This is a genomic window from Paracoccus sp. UBA889 (assembly GCA_002294185.1).
GTDB lineage: Bacteria > Pseudomonadota > Alphaproteobacteria > Rhodobacterales > Rhodobacteraceae > Paracoccus.
Map to the genome: position 1 here is coordinate 26,197 of DBFD01000073.1, position 19,881 is coordinate 46,077.

At 64.6% G+C, this 19,881-nt stretch carries 19 protein-coding genes and 1 tRNA gene; 8 read left to right on the plus strand and 12 right to left on the minus strand.

The window, feature by feature from the left end:
• Positions 1-5: 5 nt before the first annotated feature.
• Positions 6-794: an amino acid ABC transporter ATP-binding protein gene (locus tag B4L36_RS14345; RefSeq protein ID WP_292958554.1), complete on the plus strand. Its 789-nt coding sequence runs from the start codon at positions 6-8 to the stop codon at positions 792-794.
• Positions 795-888: 94 nt separating this feature from the next.
• Here the strand turns inward: B4L36_RS14345 and B4L36_RS14350 are convergent, their stop codons facing one another.
• The 11 genes from B4L36_RS14350 to rpmH all read right to left on the minus strand — a co-directional run bounded on the left by B4L36_RS14350 (position 889) and on the right by rpmH (position 9,507).
• Complete coding sequence (locus B4L36_RS14350; RefSeq protein WP_292958556.1) at positions 889-1,407, minus strand: SixA phosphatase family protein; 519 nt, start codon at positions 1,405-1,407, stop codon at positions 889-891.
• Entirely contained in the window at positions 1,404-2,021 is a 618-nt protein-coding gene (locus B4L36_RS14355; protein WP_292958558.1) for a ferredoxin, read from the minus strand. Before B4L36_RS14355 ends, B4L36_RS14350 begins: the two co-directional genes overlap by 4 nt.
• Positions 2,011-2,910: an acetylglutamate kinase gene (argB, locus tag B4L36_RS14360; protein WP_292958664.1), complete on the minus strand. Its 900-nt coding sequence runs from the start codon at positions 2,908-2,910 to the stop codon at positions 2,011-2,013. Before argB ends, B4L36_RS14355 begins: the two co-directional genes overlap by 11 nt.
• 66 nt (positions 2,911-2,976) lie before the next feature.
• Complete coding sequence (yihA, locus tag B4L36_RS14365) at positions 2,977-3,627, minus strand: ribosome biogenesis GTP-binding protein YihA/YsxC (protein ID WP_292958560.1); 651 nt, start codon at positions 3,625-3,627, stop codon at positions 2,977-2,979.
• Positions 3,624-4,385, minus strand: a complete 762-nt coding sequence (locus B4L36_RS14370) for an MOSC domain-containing protein (protein WP_292958562.1) — start codon at positions 4,383-4,385, stop codon at positions 3,624-3,626. Before B4L36_RS14370 ends, yihA begins: the two co-directional genes overlap by 4 nt.
• Entirely contained in the window at positions 4,382-6,241 is a 1,860-nt protein-coding gene (yidC, locus tag B4L36_RS14375; protein WP_292958564.1) for a membrane protein insertase YidC, read from the minus strand. The genes B4L36_RS14370 and yidC overlap by 4 nt, the downstream gene beginning before the upstream one ends.
• 169 nt (positions 6,242-6,410) lie before the next feature.
• Positions 6,411-7,706, minus strand: coding sequence for a GGDEF domain-containing phosphodiesterase (locus B4L36_RS14380; protein ID WP_292958566.1), 1,296 nt, complete (start codon positions 7,704-7,706; stop codon positions 6,411-6,413).
• Between the two features lie 69 nt (positions 7,707-7,775).
• Positions 7,776-8,651, minus strand: coding sequence for a tRNA 2-thiocytidine(32) synthetase TtcA (gene ttcA / locus B4L36_RS14385; protein ID WP_292958568.1), 876 nt, complete (start codon positions 8,649-8,651; stop codon positions 7,776-7,778).
• Between the two features lie 13 nt (positions 8,652-8,664).
• Positions 8,665-8,913, minus strand: a complete 249-nt coding sequence (yidD, locus tag B4L36_RS14390; RefSeq protein ID WP_292958570.1) for a membrane protein insertion efficiency factor YidD — start codon at positions 8,911-8,913, stop codon at positions 8,665-8,667.
• Positions 8,910-9,329 (minus strand): ribonuclease P protein component, encoded by a 420-nt coding sequence (gene rnpA, locus B4L36_RS14395; protein WP_414692190.1) that lies wholly within the window; start codon positions 9,327-9,329, stop codon positions 8,910-8,912. The genes yidD and rnpA overlap by 4 nt, the downstream gene beginning before the upstream one ends.
• Positions 9,330-9,372: 43 nt before the next feature.
• Positions 9,373-9,507, minus strand: coding sequence for a 50S ribosomal protein L34 (rpmH, locus tag B4L36_RS14400; protein WP_028725980.1), 135 nt, complete (start codon positions 9,505-9,507; stop codon positions 9,373-9,375).
• A 263-nt stretch (positions 9,508-9,770) separates the two neighbouring features.
• Here rpmH and B4L36_RS14405 point away from each other — a divergent pair, with 263 nt between their 5' ends.
• Positions 9,771-11,192: a sensor histidine kinase gene (locus B4L36_RS14405; RefSeq protein WP_292958583.1), complete on the plus strand. Its 1,422-nt coding sequence runs from the start codon at positions 9,771-9,773 to the stop codon at positions 11,190-11,192.
• Positions 11,193-11,266: 74 nt separating this feature from the next.
• Positions 11,267-11,343, plus strand: a tRNA-Arg gene (locus B4L36_RS14410).
• Between the two features lie 29 nt (positions 11,344-11,372).
• Here B4L36_RS14410 and B4L36_RS14415 read toward each other — a convergent pair.
• Positions 11,373-12,968: an NAD(P)H-hydrate dehydratase gene (locus B4L36_RS14415; RefSeq protein ID WP_292958585.1), complete on the minus strand. Its 1,596-nt coding sequence runs from the start codon at positions 12,966-12,968 to the stop codon at positions 11,373-11,375.
• 155 nt (positions 12,969-13,123) lie between these two features.
• Here B4L36_RS14415 and B4L36_RS14420 point away from each other — a divergent pair, with 155 nt between their 5' ends.
• The 5 genes from B4L36_RS14420 (at position 13,124) to recA (ending at position 19,750) form a co-directional block, all read left to right on the plus strand.
• On the plus strand, positions 13,124-13,462 hold the full coding sequence (locus B4L36_RS14420; RefSeq protein ID WP_292958587.1) for a P-II family nitrogen regulator: 339 nt from the start codon (positions 13,124-13,126) through the stop codon (positions 13,460-13,462).
• Between the two features lie 78 nt (positions 13,463-13,540).
• Positions 13,541-14,947 (plus strand): type I glutamate--ammonia ligase, encoded by a 1,407-nt coding sequence (gene glnA / locus B4L36_RS14425; protein ID WP_292958589.1) that lies wholly within the window; start codon positions 13,541-13,543, stop codon positions 14,945-14,947.
• Positions 14,948-15,088: 141 nt separating this feature from the next.
• Positions 15,089-16,234 (plus strand): RsmB/NOP family class I SAM-dependent RNA methyltransferase, encoded by a 1,146-nt coding sequence (locus B4L36_RS14430; protein WP_292958591.1) that lies wholly within the window; start codon positions 15,089-15,091, stop codon positions 16,232-16,234.
• Positions 16,235-16,314: 80 nt separating this feature from the next.
• Positions 16,315-18,414, plus strand: coding sequence for a hybrid sensor histidine kinase/response regulator (locus tag B4L36_RS14435; protein WP_292958593.1), 2,100 nt, complete (start codon positions 16,315-16,317; stop codon positions 18,412-18,414).
• A 265-nt stretch (positions 18,415-18,679) separates the two neighbouring features.
• Positions 18,680-19,750, plus strand: a complete 1,071-nt coding sequence (recA, locus tag B4L36_RS14440) for a recombinase RecA (protein WP_292958595.1) — start codon at positions 18,680-18,682, stop codon at positions 19,748-19,750.
• The last annotated feature ends 131 nt before the right edge of the window (positions 19,751-19,881 follow it).

The following is a 19,881-nucleotide window of genomic DNA, read 5'->3' on the forward strand; positions in this document are numbered from 1 at the left end:
CCGCCATGAGCGAAGCCATTGACCGCGACATCAACCGCAGCCACATGAAGGTCAGCGACGAGATCGCCATCGACATCCGCAACATGAACAAGTGGTTCGGAACCTTCCACGTGCTGCGCGACATCGACCTGACGGTGCACAAGGGCGAACGGATCGTCATCGCCGGCCCCTCCGGATCAGGCAAATCGACGCTGATCCGCTGCATCAATCGCCTGGAAGAACATCAGGCGGGCCATATCACCGTGGATGGCGTCGAGTTGACCAGCGACATCAAGAATATCGACAAGGTGCGCTCGGAAGTCGGCATGGTGTTCCAGCATTTCAACCTGTTCCCGCACCTGACCGTGCTGGAGAACTGCACCCTGGCTCCGATCTGGGTGCGCAAGGTGCCGCGCAAACAGGCGGAATCCACCGCCATGGCCTTTCTGGAAAAGGTCAAGATTCCCGAACAGGCGTATAAATATCCCGGCCAGTTGTCGGGCGGCCAGCAGCAACGGGTGGCGATCGCGCGCTCGCTCTGCATGCAGCCCAAGATCATGCTGTTCGACGAGCCGACCTCGGCACTTGATCCCGAGATGATCAAGGAGGTTCTGGACACGATGATCGAACTGGCCGAGGAAGGGATGACCATGCTGTGCGTGACCCATGAGATGGGCTTTGCACAGGCGGTCGCGAACCGGGTGATCTTCATGGATCAGGGCCAGATCGTCGAGCAGAACAATCCCCACGATTTCTTCAACAATCCGCGCTCCGAGCGGACCAAGCTGTTCCTGAGCCAGATCCTGGGGCATTGATCGCGGCCCGATAGGCAGTCTGGGTCGCGGGCGGCCAGAGGCAACCTGCCCGGCCGGCAAGATGATCGAACGGTCAGAAAGGCTCTGCCCGCGGTCAGGCCCGGCCGTCGAAGCGGACGAAATCCATGACGCTGCCCTGACCGGGTTCGGCCTGCGACCATGTGTCGATCTGGAAATCGACGACCAGAGTGGCGCAGGTCGGATAGCGGCGGAAATCCGGGTCCATCGGCGGCCGCGCGGGCAGCAGCGCGGCCAGTTCCGCGATGCCGGGATTATGGCCCAGCATCATCACCGTGGGATGGCTGGCCGTGCGCAGGATCGTCAACATCTTGTCCGGGCTGGCATGATAAAGGCCGGGTTCTATCCGCAGCAGCGGCCGCACCTCCAGCGGGGCGCCCTCGACCATGGCCCAGGTTTCCTTCGTGCGTTGCGACGACGAACACAGGACCTCTTCCGGCTCATGGCCGCGGCTTGCCATCCAGTCGCCCAGTTCGCGCGCCGAACGGCGGCCACGATCGTTCAGCGGGCGGTCGTGATCGCTGAGAGCCGGATCGTCCCATGCCGATTTTGCATGGCGGGTGAGGATCAGTCGTCGATGTCCAAGTGGGGTCATGGGTGGAACTGCCTCATATGCCATTCCGATTGCTGGCGCAGCCTGCCACAGCCCAAGCTGATCGGGCAAGCACGTCTGACACGACAGCCCCCGGTCATGCAGTCGCGCCCTTGGGGCTGGTCGAGAAAATCGTGGCAGCGGGCCGTGATGTAGCCGTTGTCGAATGCCCCGGCCGGGCAGGCGTCGCGGCAGGGCTGCGGGCAGGCCTCGCAGGGGCTGGTGGCGGCAGCGGGCAGGGGCAGAAGCCCCCCCGGCACCCGCAGCGCGCCGCGAAAGCTGATGAGAAGGCCGGCTTCGTCATGGACCAGCATCCCGACCGGCGATGACCAGCAGCGACCGCTGGCCAGCGCCCAGGCGAAGAATTGCGGATAGGGCGGCCCGTCAGAGGGAAAGATCGCCTGCGCATCCAGTCGCCCGGCCCAGGCCCCGATGATCCGCCTGGACCAGCGATCCATCGGATGCGGCCTGCCATCGGCATATTCCGCGGATCGGGTAAAGCGGCGCCAGAACGCGGCGCCCTCGGGCGCGATCAGAACGATCGTCGCGGCGTCGTCGGGGCAAAAGCCCGCGATCATCAGCCCCGCCGGCGCCGTCAGGTTCGGCTCACAGACCATCCTCGCCCTGCCGCAATCCATGTGCCTTGATTCGCGGCTCGGTTGAGCGGATCAGGCTGCCCGCGCCATGTTCGGTGAACAATTCCAGCAGGCAGGCATGGGGCACCCTTCCGTCTAGGATCACCACCGCACGAACGCCCTCGTCGATCGCCTGCAGCGCGGTTTCGGTCTTGGGGATCATGCCGCCGCTGATCCGGCCATCGCCGATCATCTCGCGGACCTGATCGGGGTGAAGTTGCGTCAAGACCTCGCCGGACTGGTCCTTGACGCCCGCGACATCGGTCAGCAGCAGCAGGCGGTCGGCCCTGAGCGCACCGGCAATGGCACCCGCCGCGGTGTCGCCATTGACGTTGAATGTCTCGTTATCCTCCATGCCCGTGGCGACCGGCGCGCAGACCGGGATCATGCCGGCATTGTACAGATCGCGGATGATCTGGATGTTCATCTCGACCGGACGGCCGACAAAGCCCAGTTCGGGGTCGTCCGCCTCGCAGACCATCATGTCGTCATCCTTGCCGCTGATCCCCACCGCGCGGCCGCCCGCATCATTGATTGCCTGCACAATGCGCTTGTTGACCAGGCCCGACAGCACCATTTCGACCACTTCGACGGTTTCCTTGGTGGTGACGCGCTTGCCGCGCACGAAGCGGCTTTCGATACCCAGGCGGGCCAGCAGGTCGTTGATCATCGGTCCGCCGCCGTGACAGACGATCGGGTTCATGCCGACCTGCTTCATCAGGACGATGTCGCGGGCGAATTCGGCCATCGCTTCGTCGTCGCCCATCGCGTTTCCGCCAAATTTCACCACCACCACGGCGCCGGAATAGCGTTGCAGGTAAGGCAGAGCCTCGGAAAGCGTGCGCGCTGTGGCGATCCAGTCCCGGTTCATGTTCTGCTTTTTCATCCCTCAAAGGCCCCCGATGCGACGACGCGGAGCCTAGGACGCCGGCAAGGATCAGTCCAGAGCGGCGATGATCGATCGCAGGGTGGCGATTCCCTGGCCCTTTTCGGAAGAGGTGACCACCAGTTGCGGAAAGGCTGCCGGATGCTTTTGCAGCGCGTCCTCGACCTGCGCCAGCACCGGCTTGATCGCATTCGGGCCGGGCTTGTCAGCCTTGGTCAACACGACCTGAAACGGCACCGCTGATCTGTCCAGCAACGTCATGATCTCGTGATCGACGGGCTTCACGCCGTGGCGCGCGTCGATCAGACAGAAGGCCCGGCGCAAGGTGGGGCGCCCGGCCAGGTAGGATTTCAGCAGGCCCTGCCATCTGGACACGACAGCAACAGGCGCCTTGGCAAAGCCATAGCCCGGAAGATCGACCAGATAGGCCCGATCGCCCAGGGTGAAATAATTGATCTCTTGCGTGCGTCCCGGCGTGTTCGAGGCCCGCGCCAGTCCCTTGCGGCCGGTCAGCGCATTGATGAGGCTTGATTTTCCGGCATTGCTACGGCCGGCAAAGCAGACCTCGGGCCGGTCCGGGGGCGGCAGGCCGTCCATGGCGACGACGCCTTTCAGAAAATCGACGGGGCCCGCGAACAGCAGCCGGGCCGCCTCGGCCGCCTCGGCTTCGGGCTGAGGCGCGACGGGGAAGGCGACCTTCATGCCGAAACCCCGTCGCCGATGGCGATCTCGCCGCCGGTGACGACTTCGGCGAAGATCCCGAAATCGTGGTGCCCGTAGAGGCGTTCCAGCGTCGCAACCATATCCAGATCCCTCGCGCCGGTCCGGGTATCGGCGCTGGTGGCGTCGCAGCGGGCAATGGTGTCGGTCACCCGCAATTCGGTCGCGCCGATGCGGATGATCCGGCCGATCAGTTCGCGCTCGGCAAAGGGGGCCCAGCCCTCGACCCACAGATTGCCGCGCCAGCGGTGAAGACCCAGCGGATGGCCGATCCTTTCCTCCAGCGCCGACAGGCTGGAAAGCGACAGGATCGACAGCCAGGGCCACTTCTGGTCGGTCCAGATCGCGACACCCCTGACCAGGCGGGTCGGCGCCGGCGCGTCGGCGGGCCAGAGCGGACGCAGCCATTCGATCAGGCGGTCCGCTTCCGTTTCGGGATCGAAGCTCAGATCGGACTGCGCCGGTTGCGACAGCGCGATGCGACCATTCCGCCAGCCACCCGCGATGGCCTGAACCGCAGCCGATGAGACGCCGCGGACAAAGCAGGATTTCGGCAGCCAGCGATCCGGCGCACCGCCGCTTTCGCTGGCCCGCGCATGGCGTTCGCCGGCCTCGGTGACGACAGCCCATTCGCGATCGCCGGGCAGCCGGCGCGCGGCTTGCAGGGTCACCTTGTCCAGCCCTTCACCGCCGACCGACTTGATCGGATGCCGGCGGATATGGGCCAGCCGTGCGCTCACTTGCCCTTGCTTCCGGATTTGCTGTCGCGTTTCGGACGTTTCGGGATCGAGGCCTTGATGTTGCCGAACAGATCGGGACGGTGCCCGTGCATCGACATGATCGTGTATTGCTGGATGATGGTGATGGTGTTGTTGGTGATCCAGTACAGCACCAGCCCCGAGGCAAAGCCGCCCAGCATGAACATGAAGACCCAGGGCATCAGCGCAAAGATCATCTTCTGCGACGGGTCGGCCGGGGTCGGGTTCAGCCGCTGCTGCATCCACATGCTGATCCCCAGAATGATCGCCAGCGCCGGCAGCGACAGCGAATGCAGCAGAGTGCCCTGTGCGGGCGGCGCGAAGGGCAAGATGCCGAACAGGTTCAGCAGGCTCGAGGGGTCGGGCGCGGACAGGTCGCGAATCCAGCCGATCCAGGGCGCGTGCCGCAATTCGATGGTGACGAAGATGACCTTGTAGAGCGAGAAGAAGATCGGAATCTGCAGCAGAACCGGAAGGCAGCCCGCGGCGGGGTTCACCTTCTGGGACTTGTAAAGCTCCATCACTTCTTTCTGGTATTTCATCCGGTCATCGCCGGTGCGTTCCTTGATCGCCTCCATCTGTGGCTGCAATTCCTTCATCTTCGCCATCGAGATGTAGGATTTGCGCGCCAGCGGGAAGACCAGCAGCTTCAGGATGAAGGTCAGCGCAATGATCGACCAGCCCATGTTGCCGATCTGCGCGTTCAGCCAGTGCAGGATGCGGAAGATCGGCTTGGTCAGGAAATAGAACCAGCCCCAGTCGATGGAATCGACAAAACGCTGGATACCGGGCGAATCTTCGTAGGCGCTGATCACCCCCCAGACCTTGGCGCCCGCAAAGAGATAACCCTGCGCGGTATAGCTGGCGCCCGGCTGGACATTCTGCATCGGATAGCGCGCCTCGGTCTGATAGATGTCGGCGCCTTCGGCGTATTTTACGACCGCGGTGAAGGATTGACCGGGCGCGGGCGCCAGCGTCGTCATCCAGTATTTGTCGGTAAAGCCGATCCAGCCATTGTCCTTGACGTCGATCACATCCGCACGACCCTCGCGGGCAACCGGGGCCAGATCGGCGATATTCTTGTATTTCAGTTCGACCAGTTCGCCATCACGCATCCCCACCGCACCTTCGTGCAGGACGAAGTAATTCTGCGTGTCGGGTCGGCCGTGGCGGGCGATGATGCCGTAGGGCGCGGCGCTGAAGCTGGCCTCTCCGTTGTTCTCGACGCTCTGACTGACGGTAAAGAGATAGTTGTCGTCCAGTTCGAAGGTCCGGCGAAAGATCTGGCCCGCGCCGTTGTCCCATGTCAGTGTCACCGGCTTGCCGGGTGCCAGCGTGTCGCCGGATTCGAGCGTCCAGATTGTCGATGGGCCGGGCACCGACGCGGGATCGACGCCGGGGCCGGGCGTCCAGCCATAGACGGCGTAATAAGGTTTCGATCCGGTCGTGTCGATGCGGGGATCGGCGGTTGCCGAGGACGGCGCCAGCAAACGGACATTGGGCGAGGACGGATCCAGCGTTTCCTGGTATTTCAGCAGCGACAGATCGTCGATACGGCCCCCGGCCAGCGAGATCGAACCCGCGAGCGCGGGTGAATCGATTTGGACGCGGCCAGCCCTGTCCGCAGCCGGCACGGCTTGGGCCGACAGATCGGCAGTGGCTGTCGCATCGCCCGTCGCCTCGGGCGCCGCCGGCTGGGCGCCGGTGCCCTGCTGGGCCACGGGCTGTGCGGGCTCTGTCGGTGCCGGGGGCTCGGGCGCGAAGACCGTGTACCAGATCAGGATCACCAGAAACGACAGCACCGTCGCCAGGATCAGATTGCGGTTGTTGTCGTCCATGTCCCAAGTCCACCGTCATCGCGTCAGTCGCGCCGGTTCAACAGAAGGGGCCGTCAAAGGTCAAGCGGAATTGGGCCAGACGTCTTTTGCGCGGTCCGTTTCGCGGGGGGGGGCTGGCCGTCAAGATAGCCGACCGCGAAGGCCGTCGCACCCGCGGGTCGCGGCGGTGTCAGCCCGCCTTCCGGGGCGGCATCAGGCGCATCGATTCGGCGCGGCGGGCGTGATCGTCGAGAAAAGCGCAGGCTTCCTCGAGGGGCAGGGGGCGCGCGATCGAATATCCCTGGACCTGATCGCATCCCATCTGGGCAAGAAAGGCATGTTCCTCGGAGGTCTCGACGCCTTCGGCCAGCGTCGCGACGCCCAGATGTTCTGCCAGCGCCAGGATGGCAAGGATCATTCGCTGTTGGCCGGGGTCGATATCGCAGCCCATCACGAAACTGCGATCAATCTTGATCCTGTGCACGCCGAACAGCCGGATTGCATCCAGGCTGGCATATCCGGTGCCGAAATCATCCAGATCCAGCCGGCAGCCCGCCTTGGACAGCATTTCCAGATTGGCGCGGGCCTCGCTGTTCGCGGTGACGGGGCCCACGCTTTCGAGAAGTTCAAGCACCAGCCGGTTGGTCGGAATGTTCTGGCGATCCAGTTCCCACAACAGGCTGGCCGCAAAACCGCTGTCGCCCAGTTCGCAGTTCGATATGTTCAACGCCACCGTCGGCACATCGCGGCCTTCGCTATCCCACCGCTGCAGCGCCGCCAGCGATTGTCGCAGCATCGACAGCGTGAGCGCGGCGTGATCCGCTTCGGTCATCTTGGGCATGAAGGCTGCGGGGGGCAGGATCCCGTGGACCGGGTGGTTCCAGCGGGCCAGCGCCTCGAAACCGGTGACCTTGCCGGTGTGGCAACACAATTGCGGCTGAAAATAGGCGATGATCTGACCGTCGGCCACGGCATCCGCGACGCAGGCGGGGATGGCGTCGGTGATCCGCTGCGGATCGTGACTGTAAAGACGCAGATTGCCCAGCCCTTCCGCATCCAACCGCTCCAGACGATGGCGCGCATCCTCGATCATGTCGGCCAGTTCGGCCGATGCGTCGGCATTGGCATGGACCATGACCCCGGTCAGAACCGGGGCCACGGTCCGCCCCGATGCTGCGACCGGTCGCTGCACCTCGCGTTGCAAACGGCTGGCGATTCGCATCGCCTCGATCTCGCAGCGGTCGGAGACGACGACCGCGAAGACGCCGGGCGCGATGATCTGCACCGGATCTTCCGGGCGCATCGCGCGGTTCAGCCTCATGCAGATGCTGACCAGCAGGTGCCCGATTCCGGCCCTGCCCAGATGGTCGGTCAGAACATCGAAATTTTCGAGCCGCATCAGCAGGACGCTGAGGGGGCCCGTGCGATCGCGGGGCTTGCCGTCACGCAACAGTCGCGTTTTCAGCCAGTTCGCGGATCTCATCATTCGGTGGCGCATTCTGTCCCTTCCACGGGTTACCTTTGGCAGGTCTAGCGCAGAATGCTTGTTGTTCAGTTAATGTTCACACAGGGAATCGTCAGCCGCTTGCATCGCATTTGAACGATCCGCGACGAGGCCGGCGAAATTGAACAGGTTCGGGTCCAGCAGATGCGAAGGGCGTGCATTCATCAGGGCACGAAACATGATCTGCCTGCGGCCGGGGCTGCGCGATTCCCATTCGTCCAGCAATTTCTTGACCTGAACGCGCTGCAAGCCTTCCTGGCTGCCGCAAAGATCGCAGGGAATGATCGGATAGGCCATCGCCCGCGCGAACCGGTCGCAATCGGCCTCGGCCACGAAGGCCAGGGGGCGCAAGACCATCAGATCGCCTTCTTCATTCAGCAATTTCGGCGGCATGGTTGCCAGATGACCGCCATGAAAAAGGTTCATGAAGAAGGTTTCCAGAATGTCGTCGCGATGATGTCCCAGAACGACAGCCGAACATCCTTCTTCCCGTGCGATCCGATACAGATTGCCGCGCCGCAACCGCGAGCACAGGGCGCAGTAAGTCCGTCCCTGCGGCACCTTTTCCTTCACGATCGAATAGGTGTCCCGATATTCGATGCGATGTGGCACGCCGCGCGCCGCCAGAAATTCCGGCAGGACCGTGGCCGGGAAACCGGGCTGGCCCTGATCCAGATTGCAGGCCAGCAGGTCCACCGGCAACAGGCCGCGCCACTGCAATTCGTGCAGCACTGCCAGCAGCGTATAGCTGTCCTTGCCGCCCGACAGACAGACCAGCCAACGCGCGCCGGGCCGGACCATGCCATAATCCTCGATCGCGGCGCGGGTTTCGCGCACAAGGCGCTTGCGCAGCTTGCGGAACTCGGTCGATGAGGGGGCGCCGGCGAAAAGCGGATGAATTTCGGTATCGTCAGTGTCATCCGGCATCGCCTGGGCCTTCTCATTCATGATCATGACCCGAGTCTCGGGCCCCGGGAACGGGATCGTGGCCATGTCCGCCCCAGGGGTGGCACCGCGCGATGCGCCGGATTGCCAGCCAGCCCCCCCGGAACGCGCCGTGTCGCTGCAGCGCCTCCAGCGCATATTCAGAGCAGGTCGGCTGAAAGCGGCAACCATTTCCCAGCCAGGGCGAAGCGACCAGGCGATAGGCGCGCACCGGCAGCGCCAGGAGGCGGGCCAGCGGGCTCATCGGTGAATCTTGCGCAGCGCGACCGACAAATCCCGCTGCAAGTCGTCGAAATCGCGCGCGATCGTCGCCTCGGGGCGACCCACCAGGACATAGTCCCAGCCAGCCCGCCCCCCATGCCGCAAGCCCAGCCGGGCGATCTCGCGCAGGCGGCGCCTGGCGCGGTTGCGGGCAACGGCGTTGCCGATCTTCTTCGAGCAGGTGAAGCCCACGCGAAGCGGGCCATCATCGCCGCGATCCCGCGCCTGAAGCATGAAACCCGGCGTTCCCTGACGCCGGGCGCGTGCGGCGGCAAGAAAACCGGCGCGATTCGCAATTACCACGGGCATCTTGCCGCATCCGGCGAGGGGCACGGCAAATGCCGCCCCGCCATCATCCCTTGGCTGCGGTTCAGCGCGGGGATGGGGCAGGGGCGGCATGGTCATTGCCTCGACGTGCGGGGATGTTACCCGGCGGAAAGGCTTACGCCGACAGACGCTTGCGGCCCTTGGCACGGCGGGCGTTCAGCACGCGGCGGCCGCCCTTGGTGGCCATGCGGGCGCGAAAGCCGTGGCGGCGCGCACGAACAAGGTTCGACGGTTGGAAAGTGCGCTTCATGGTCGGTCTCCGGGTCGGTCTTTTGCGGTTTCGATCAATTGTAATTGCGTATGGCGATGTGCAGGGGCAATAACCCCGCGCGATGCGCCGGTTGCAGGAAGTCCGCTGGATAATGCAGCCCAAAGCCCGCGTCAACTGCCGCCGGCAATCTTTCCGACTGCCTCTGGAAAGGGAACCAGCGAATGATCACATTCGTTTGATGTGCAAACCGGCCCCGCGAAAGCCGAAAACACGCAGGCGACGAGCAAGACGATCCGGACAAGATGCGATTGAACACCATTTCCGGCCGATTCGCTGCACTGACGATCATTTTCGTCGTGCTGGCCGAGTTGTTCATCCTGCTGCCGGCCTTGTCACGCTTTCGGCTGGACTTTCTGGAATCGCGTCTGGAGCGGGCGCAGATCGCATCGCTGGCGCTGCTGGCGACCGATGAATCGCTGACCAGCGACCTGGAATCGGAATTGTTGCAGAATGCCGGCGTGCTGAACGTTGTGCTTCGCCGCGATAACGTGCGCCAGCTGGTCCTGTCCTCGCCCATCCGCGATCAGGTCAGCGCGACCTACGATCTGCGCGAAGAAGGCGTCGTGCAGACGATCGACGATGCTCTGGTCACGCTGCTGGACGACAGGGACGAAACCGTGCGCGTCATCGGCTCTCCGGTCAATCAGGCGGGCCAGCTGATCGAGATCACCATGAAGACCGCCCCCCTGCGCGGCGCGATGATCGATTACGGGCTGCGGTTGCTGGTGCTGTCGGCGGCGTTTTCGATACTGACCGGGATCCTGCTCAACATCGCGGCTCAGCGGCTGATCCTGGTGCCGATCCGGCGCGTGATCAGCCATATGACCTCTTACGCGCTGGAACCCGACAACACGCGCCACATCATCACCCCCAACGCCCGCCTGGCCGAATTGCGTGACGCCGAAACGGCGCTGGAGGCGATGCAGAAGACCGTCACCTCGTCGCTGAAGCAGAAGGAGAGGATGGCGCAGCTTGGCGAGGCTGTGGCCAAGATCAGCCACGATCTGCGCAACATCCTGACGACGGCCCAGATCTTTGCCGACCGGCTGGAGGATAGCGCCGATCCCAAGGTTCGCCGCGCCGCGCCCAAGCTGGTGAACTCGATCTCTCGCGCAGTGAACCTGTGCGAAACGACCCTGGCCTTCGGCAAGGCGGAAGAGCCTGCGCCGTCCCTGTCGCGTTTCAACCTGACCCAGCTTGCCGCCGAGGTGATCGAGGCCGAGACGCTGGCGGGCGAAGCCGCGGGGCAGGTCGAATTCGTCACCGACATCGCGCCCAGCCTGACGATCCGCGCCGACCGCGATCAGCTTTACCGTGTGCTGGCGAACCTGTCGCGGAACGCGCGACAGGCGATCGAGGGCACCGGCAGCCCCGGCGCAATCGAGATCGGAGCGGGCGAGACCGATTCCGAATGGTGGATTCGCGTTGGCGATTCGGGCCCGGGTCTGCCCGAGAAGGCGCGCGAATACCTGTTCAAGCCTTTCAGCGGCAGTTCGCGGAAGGGCGGCACCGGACTGGGCCTGACCATCGCCGCCGATCTGATCCGCGGCCATGGGGGCCGGCTGGAACTGGTCCGCAGCGACGAAGAGGGCAGCGAATTCATGATCCACATTCCGCGCGACATGGCGATCTTGCCGGCGCGTGCGGGCGCCGCCGCGCGATAGGGAAAATGGCGTGGAAAATGCGCCGCACCCTCTTGCATCCGCTGGGAGGGGGGGGTAGACCACCGCCCTACGACGGACCCGTAGCTCAGCTGGATAGAGCACCAGACTACGAATCTGGGGGTCGGGCGTTCGAATCGCTCCGGGTCCGCCATTACAGCATCCAACCGTCCCAAGCCGGACTCACATGCCCATCTCTCGCAGGACGGCGGGCAGTGTCTGGGGCAGATCGTCGCCGATCAGTCCGGGGCCGAAGGCGCGAGCCGCCTTGGCATGCAGCAGGGTTCCCCAACCGGCGGCCTCCGGCGCAGGCAGGCCGCGCGCCAGCAGGCCGGCGATGATCCCGGCCAGCACGTCGCCCGCGCCGGCCGTTGCCAGCCAGGGAATGTCGAAGGCGGAGTGAATGATGACCCTGCCATGCGGGTTGGCGCCGTCACAGGACGGCGGCGCAGCGATCACCGTGTCGGGGCCTTTCAACAGCACAATCGCACCGCAGCGCGCGGCGGCCTCGCGCGCGGCGTCTATTCTGGAAAAGGCCGGGCCGCGCTCGGGCAGCGCCCCGAGACGGTCGGCCAGGTCGGGAAACAGCCGCGCGAATTCGCCTTCATGCGGTGTCAGCACGCAGCCTTGGTGCAGCGTCGCGCGCATGGCCGGCGCCCCCGCAATCGCCGTGATCGCGTCAGCATCGATCACGCAGGACCGGCGCGAAGCCAGAAGCGCCGGCAGCAAGACCCCCGCACGGTCCACCCCGCAGCCGGGACCGATCGCCACAGCACGGATCCGGGCGTCGCTCAGCATCCGCTCAAGATCGTCGGCGCTGTCCACACACCGCCGCATCAGCGCGTCGGGCGGTCCGGCATGATCGCCCATCGCTGCCTCGGGCGGGCCGATCGTCACCAGACCGGCGCCCACGCGCAGGGCTGCCCGCGCCGTCAGTCGCGCAGCACCGCCCCTGCCGGCCGGACCCGCAAGGACCAGCGCGTGACCATGGACGAATTTATGCGCCGCCTGATCCGATCGTTTGGCCAGCCTTGCGATGCCGGACTCGCGCATCCGTGTCGGGCCGATCGGAGGCCATATCGCTGCAAGCGACGGCGGGACGGGCTTTTGGTCGCGCCAGCCTGAAAGCCCGATATCCGCGATCACCAGATCACCGCAGAGGACAGGGCCGAGGCCGATGAGATGGCCAGGCTTGGGGCTGTCGAAGGCCACGGTCAACGCGGCGCGGGGATCATCCGGGCTGCCCTTGCGCGGCCTGCCCAGCATCGCGCCGCTGTCCATGCACAGGCCGCTGGGGCAATCGACCGCGACCATCCGGTTCCCGAATCTGTCTGTCCCGAGGCCGGCCAGAACGTCTGCGATCGCGCCCTCGGGCGGGCGGGTCAGACCGGTGCCGAAGATCGCATCGACGCAGAGATCCTCGCCCTCGGCGCGCCGCAGGGATTGCCGGGTCAGGGGTTCGACAGGGCCGATCTGGCGCCAGCGTCGCTGCATCTCGGCGGCATCGGCGCCGCGCCGGCTGTCCACGCCCAGAACCCGTGCCCGCCAGCCCGCGCGGGCCAGATGACGGGCGATCACATAGCCGTCGCCACCATTGTTTCCGGGGCCGCACAGGACGGTGACCTGTCCCGGCCTGGGCCAGCGCAGGCGAATCTGGCCCGCTACCGCGGCGCCAGCCCGCTCCATCAGGGTCAGTCCCGAAACCCGGCCGCCGGACATGGCGGCGGATTCGATGGCGCGCATTTGGGCGGTGGTCAGGATTTCCGTGCCTGTCAGCATTGTGTCTGCCTGATATATTGCCATTATGCCTTAAAAACGAGCAATGAATCGCGGTCCGGTGGTTTGCGCCCCCGATCCCCGCCGCGCCGCATTTACCCGCGTGATGAAACCCGCCAATCAGACGTCAGGCAAGCCGCGAGGAAGGATCATTTGTGATGAAAAAGATCGAGGCGATCATCAAGCCGTTCAAGCTGGACGATGTGAAGGAGGCGCTGCAAGAGGTCGGCGTGCAGGGTCTTTCCGTCACCGAAGTCAAGGGTTTCGGTCGCCAGAAGGGGCATACCGAACTGTATCGCGGCGCGGAATACGTGGTCGATTTCCTGCCCAAGGTGAAGATCGAGATGGTGTTGCCCGACGATCAGGTCGAGGCCGCCGTGGATGCGATCGTGGGCGCCGCCCGGACCGAGAAGATCGGCGACGGCAAGATTTTCGTATCGCCTGTCGAGCAGGCAATCCGTATTCGCACTGGCGAAACCGGCGACGACGCAGTCTAAGAGAACCGGCAAGGTCAACACCACTTCCGCACCCGGCGCCCTGACACGCCGGGTCGCAATGACGCAGAAAGGGAAGAGATGAAAATCAAGGATGTCTTGCAATTGATGAAGGACGAAGACGTCGCCTATGTCGATGTCCGCTTCACCGATCCCAAGGGCAAGCTTCAACACGTGACGCTAGATGTCGATCTGGTCGACGAGGACTTCTTCGAGGAAGGCTTCATGTTCGACGGCAGCTCGATCGCGGGCTGGAAGTCGATCGATCAGTCCGACATGAAGCTGATCCCCGATCCGGCATCGTCCTATATCGATCCGTTCTATGCCGAAAAGACGCTCTGCGTTCACTGCAACGTCGTCGAGCCCGATACCGGCGAGGCCTACAGCCGTGATCCGCGCGGCACCGCCGTCAAGGCCGAGGCCTACCTGAAATCGTCCGGGATCGGCGACGCGGCCTATTTCGGCCCCGAGGCCGAGTTCTTCATCTTCGACGATGTGCGCTATTCCGTGACGCCGCAGAAGGTGGCCTTCCAGATCGATGCCGTCGATGCGGCGTGGAACACCGATACCGAATACGAGATGGGCAACCAGGCCCATCGCGCAGGTCACAAGGGCGGCTATTTCCCGGTCAACCCTGTCGATGCCGCTCAGGATATCCGCGGCGAGATGCTGTCCACGATGAAGCGGATGGGCATGAAGGTGGACAAGCACCACCACGAGGTCGCCAGCGCGCAGCACGAGCTGGGGCTGATCTTCGGATCGCTGACCGAACAGGCCGACAATATCCAGAAATACAAATACGTCATCCACAACGTCGCCGCCGCCTATGGCAAGTCGGTGACGTTCATGCCCAAGCCCATGAAGGGCGACAACGGCAGCGGGATGCACGTCAACATGTCGATCTGGAAAGAGGGCAAGCCGCTGTTCGCCGGCGACAAATACGCCGATCTCAGCCAGGAGGCGCTGTATTTCATCGGCGGCATCCTGAAGCACGCCAAGGCGCTGAACGCGCTGACGAATCCCGCGACCAACAGCTACAAGCGCCTGATCCCCGGCTTCGAGGCGCCGGTGCTGCGCGCCTATTCGGCCCGCAACCGGTCCGGCTGCGTGCGGATCCCGTGGACGGAATCGCCCAAGGCCAAGCGCGTCGAAGCCCGCTTCCCCGACCCGGCGGCGAATCCCTATCTGGCCTTTGCCGCGCTGCTGATGGCCGGTCTTGACGGGATCAAGAACAAGATCGATCCCGGCGCCGCCTCGGACAAGGATCTCTATGACCTGCCGCCCGAGGAACTGGCCGAGATCCCGACCGTTTGCGGCAGCCTGCGCGAAGCGCTGGAGGAACTTGAAAAGGACATGGACTTCCTGCTGGCGGGCGACGTGTTCACCCGCGACCAGCTTGAAGGCTATATCGCGCTGAAATGGGAAGAGGTCTATGCCTATGAGCATACCCCCCATCCGGTCGAGTATCAGATGTATTATTCGGTCTGATCGCCCCTGGACAGTGATCGGGAGAAGGGCGCCGCGAGGCGCCCTTTTTCGTCGGCCGGTTTCGCCGGCGCCAGGCCTGCGCTAAAGCGACAGGGATTGACGGTGAGGCAGGAGCGGCATGAGACAGGCCGGACAGATACGATGACACCGGCCGCGCGCATTGCCGCCGCCGCCGATATCCTGGACCGGATCCTCGCCGGCGATCCGGCCGAGGCGGCGCTGCTGCGCTGGTCGCGCGGCAGCCGCTTTGCCGGCTCGGGCGACCGCGCGGCCATCCGCGATCTGGTCTTTCATGCCCTGCGCTGCCGCAACAGCCTTGCCCATCGTGGCGGCGTGATGAGCGGGCGCGGCCTGATGATCGGCCTGCTGCGCGACGAGGGCCGCGATCCCTGCGCGCTGTTCACCGGCGAGGGTCACGCCCCGGCCCCGCTGACTGCCGAGGAAATGACCGACCATCCGGGCGATGCCATCGATCTTCCCGACTGGATCCTGCCGCGCTGGCGGGCGTCGCTGGGGCCGCGCGCCGATGACGAGGCCGCGGCCTTGCGCCTGCGGGCACCGGTCTGGTTGCGGGTGAACCCGTTGCGCGCCACTTTGCCCGAGGCCCTCGCAGCCCTGGCGGAGGACGAGATCGCGGCCGAATCCCACCTGCAACTGCCCTCTGCGCTGCGCGTCACGCGCAACGAGCGGCGTCTTTCCACCAGCCGCGCCTATCGCGACGGAGTGGTCGAGCTTCAGGATCTGTCGGTGCAACTGGCCTGTGCGACGGTTCCGGTTCGGGCGGGGCAGCGGATCCTCGATTACTGCGCCGGCGGCGGTGGCAAGGCGCTGGCCCTTGCCGGGCGTGCCGAGAACCTTCGGATCGCCGCCCACGACGCCGATCGCGCTCGGATGCGCGATCTGCCCGTCCGTGCGGCGCGGTCCGGCGCGAAGGTCCAGATCGTGCCGCGGCCATCGGGGGTCTTCGATCTGGTGGTGGCGGACGTGCCCTGTTCCGGTTCGGGAACATGGCGGCGCAGCCCGGACGCCCGATGGCGCTTGTCCGAACCCGATCTGCAAGCTCTTGTCGCGGCGCAGGCAAGGATCCTGGACGACGCCTCGGGCCATGTGGCGACCGGCGGACTGCTGGCCTACATGACCTGCTCGATGCTGGATGACGAAAATACCAGGCAGATCGCGGCCTTTCTGGCGCGCCGCCCGGATTTCGCCCTTCGCAGCGCGCATCGCTGGTCGCCCCTGTCCGCCAGCGACGGCTTTTTCCTGGCCCTGCTGGAGCGGTCGCGATGAAAAATGTCCACAGGCGCATTAACGCAATCTTAAGCTCGTCCGACCTATCCAGAACGAAACCGCGCAGAAGGGCGATTCGGATGGATCAGTTGGACCGGATGTTGGGATTGTCGCGCAACGCCATGGCTGCCTTGCCGCTGCTGTTGCTGCCGATGGCGATCGGCGCGCTGATTCTGGTGGTGATGCCGGGCAATCCCAGCGGCGCCGCGGCGATCGTGTTCTCGACCATCGCCGTGGCGTGGTATCTGCTGGGCGGCGCGATTTCGCTGGCGCATGGGTTTCAGGGCTACATGGCCCGGCGCGGGCTTTCGGCGCTGCGCCGCGAGGTGGCGTTGGCCGCGGAACCTGTCTGGGTCTGCGATGGCGAGGGTCAGGTTCTGTTTCAAAACGAGGCCAGTGAGGTCTTCGGCGATCTTCTGGGACGCAATATCGTGGCGCTGCTGGGGCAGATGCGCGCCGATGCCGAGGGCGATGCCGAGGATATGCTGGCCCGCGCGGGCAAGGGCGGATACGCCGAGCTGGCGCTTGATACCGGCGCCATGATCGCGCTGACCCGCTCCAGGGATGCGCCACTGCAATTGTGGTCTTTCCACATGCCTGGCGTGTCTCCGGTCGATGACGCGGCCATGGGCCATGCGCGGCCGGACGACGATTTCGACGCCCTGCCGGTCGCGCTGCTTCGGTTGTCGCCGGACGGTCTGATCCGGCGTGCCAATATCGCCGCACGAAAGCTGCTGGATGGCCGCCTGCCGTCCGAGACGCCGATCCAGCTTTCATCGCTGCTGGAAGGTCCGGGGCGGCCCATCGGCGACTGGCTGATCGACGCTCTGTCGGGGCGGCTTGACGGCCGTGCCGAGATGCTGCGGATGCGTGGTGCCGAAGGTCGCGCGGGCGAGCCTGCGCGCGATCGATACTTCCAGGTTGCCCTGGCCCCGGATCCCGTCGATCAGCCGGGACTGATCGCGGTCTTGCATGACGCCAGCGCGCTGAAGACGCTGGAGGCGCAGTTCGTGCAGAGTCAGAAGATGCAGGCGATCGGGCAGCTTGCGGGTGGCGTCGCGCATGATTTCAACAATCTTCTGACGGCGATCCGGGGACATTGCGATCTGCTGATGTTGCGCCACGACAAGGGCGATCCGGAATTCGCGGATCTCGACCAGATCAGCCAGAATACCAACCGCGCGGCGGCGCTGGTCGGGCAGCTTCTGGCCTTCTCGCGCAAGCAGACCCTGAGGCTGGAGACGCTGGACCCGCGCGATACGCTGGCCGATCTGACGCATCTGCTGAACCGTCTGGTGGGTGAACGGGTCGGGCTGACGATCACCAACGATCCCGCACTGCGTCCGATCCGCGCGGACAAGCGGCAACTGGAACAGGTCATCATGAATCTCGTGGTCAACGCGCGCGATGCCATGCCGCAGGGCGGCGAGATCAACGTTCGCGCCGACAACGTCTCGCTGCACAAACCCTTGTCGCGTGACAGGGTCGATTTGCCGAAAGGCAGCTATGTCCGCATCCGCGTGTCCGACGAAGGCTGCGGCATGTCGCCGGAAGTGCTGGACAAGATCTTCGAGCCGTTCTTCACCACAAAGCGCACCGGAGAGGGTACCGGCCTGGGCCTGTCGACGGCCTATGGTATCGTCAAGCAGACCGGCGGCTATATCTTCTGCGACAGCGAGCCTGGGCGAGGCACCTGCTTTTCGCTGTATTTTCCGGCGCATGATGCCGCCGCCGAAAGTTCGCCCGCAGCCTTGCCCGAACCGGTATCGGGGCGTGAACACGCCCCCGACCATCCCGCCTCGGTCCTTCTGGTCGAGGACGAGGCCCCTGTCCGGGCCTTCGCGGTCCGCGCCCTGCGGCTGAAGGGCTATGAGGTTCACGAAGCCGACAGCGCCGAAAGCGCGCTTGAAATGCTGTCCGACAGCCGGCTGAAGATCGATGTCTTTGTCACCGACGTCGTGATGCCAGGCATGGATGGACCAAGCTGGGTCAGAACCGCGCTGAGGGACCGGCCGAAGACCAGGGTTGTGTTCATGTCCGGCTATACCGACGACATTTTCGGCGAAGGCAGCATGCCGGTCCCGAATTCAGCCTTTCTCGCCAAGCCCTTCACCCTGGCCGAATTGACCCAGACCGTCGCACGTCAATTGTCGGCGCCGCCGGGACCGTCGCTGCATTGACCCGCCGGATCGGATCAGCAGACCGGCACGGAGCGGGGCGAAAAAAACGGCAAAGGCAGGCAAAAGCCGACGATCGGGGAATCCGGTAATGATTCGTTAACCGCTCGTCGCGCATCATCGGAGGCAGAATCGCCTCGGTTAACCAATTTCACTTGAAACGAGGTCCCGGATCGGGCATTCAGGCGTGAGAACAAGAAGTGAACAATTCGCGGCGGCCCGGCAGATTGCTACGCCCGGATGGCTGTGAAATACATGTGAGGACGACATGGCACAGGCGAGCATTTTCGACATGAACGACAAACGCGGCGCGGACAAGCAGAAGGCGCTGGACAGCGCGCTGGCTCAGATCGAGCGCCAGTTCGGCAAGGGCTCGATCATGAAACTGGGCGCCGACAATCCGGTGGCCGAGATCGAGTCAACCTCGACCGGATCGCTGGGGCTGGACATCGCGCTTGGAATCGGCGGTCTGCCCAAGGGGCGCATCGTCGAGATCTATGGACCCGAGAGCAGCGGCAAGACGACGCTGACCCTTCATGCGGTGGCCGAGGAACAGAAGAAGGGCGGCGTCTGTGCCTTTGTCGATGCAGAACACGCGCTGGATCCGCAATATGCCCGCAAGCTGGGCGTCAACCTGGAGGAGCTGCTGATCAGCCAGCCCGATACAGGCGAGCAGGCGCTGGAGATCGTCGATACTCTGGTCCGTTCCGGCGCGGTCAGCATGGTGGTGGTCGATTCCGTCGCCGCGCTGACACCCAAGGCCGAGATCGAGGGCGATATGGGCGACCATCAGGTTGGCGCGCAGGCCCGATTGATGAGCCAGGCGATGCGCAAGCTGACCGCCAGCATCGGCCGCAGCAATTGCATGGTCATCTTCATCAACCAGATCCGCATGAAGATCGGCGTGATGTTCGGCAGTCCCGAGACCACGTCGGGCGGGAACGCGCTGAAATTCTATGCGTCCGTGCGTCTGGACATTCGCCGCATCGGCTCGATCAAGGATCGCGACGAGGTGATCGGGAATACGACGCGGGTGAAGGTCGTCAAGAACAAGGTTGCCCCGCCCTTCCGGCAGGTCGAATTCGACATCCTGTATGGCGAGGGCATCAGCAAGGTCGGCGAACTGGTCGATCTGGGCGTCAAGGCCGGCGTGGTCGAGAAATCGGGCGCGTGGTATTCGCATGGCGACGAACGGATCGGCCAGGGACGCGAGAACGCCAAGCAATATCTGCGCGACAATCCCGATATCGCCTATGCGATCGAGGACAAGATCCGGGCCAGCCATGGTCTGGATTTCGGCGTCGCGGGCGGCGAGGACGAAAAGCTGACCGAGGATTGAAGCAACGGGCAGACCGACCATTCGACGCGCGCGGGGGGCAATCCTTCGCGCGTTTTCTTTTCCGGTCGGCGCCTTTCTCCGGCTGGGTATCAGCGCGCGGCGGGATCGCTGGACAGCGGGCACGGCGGACG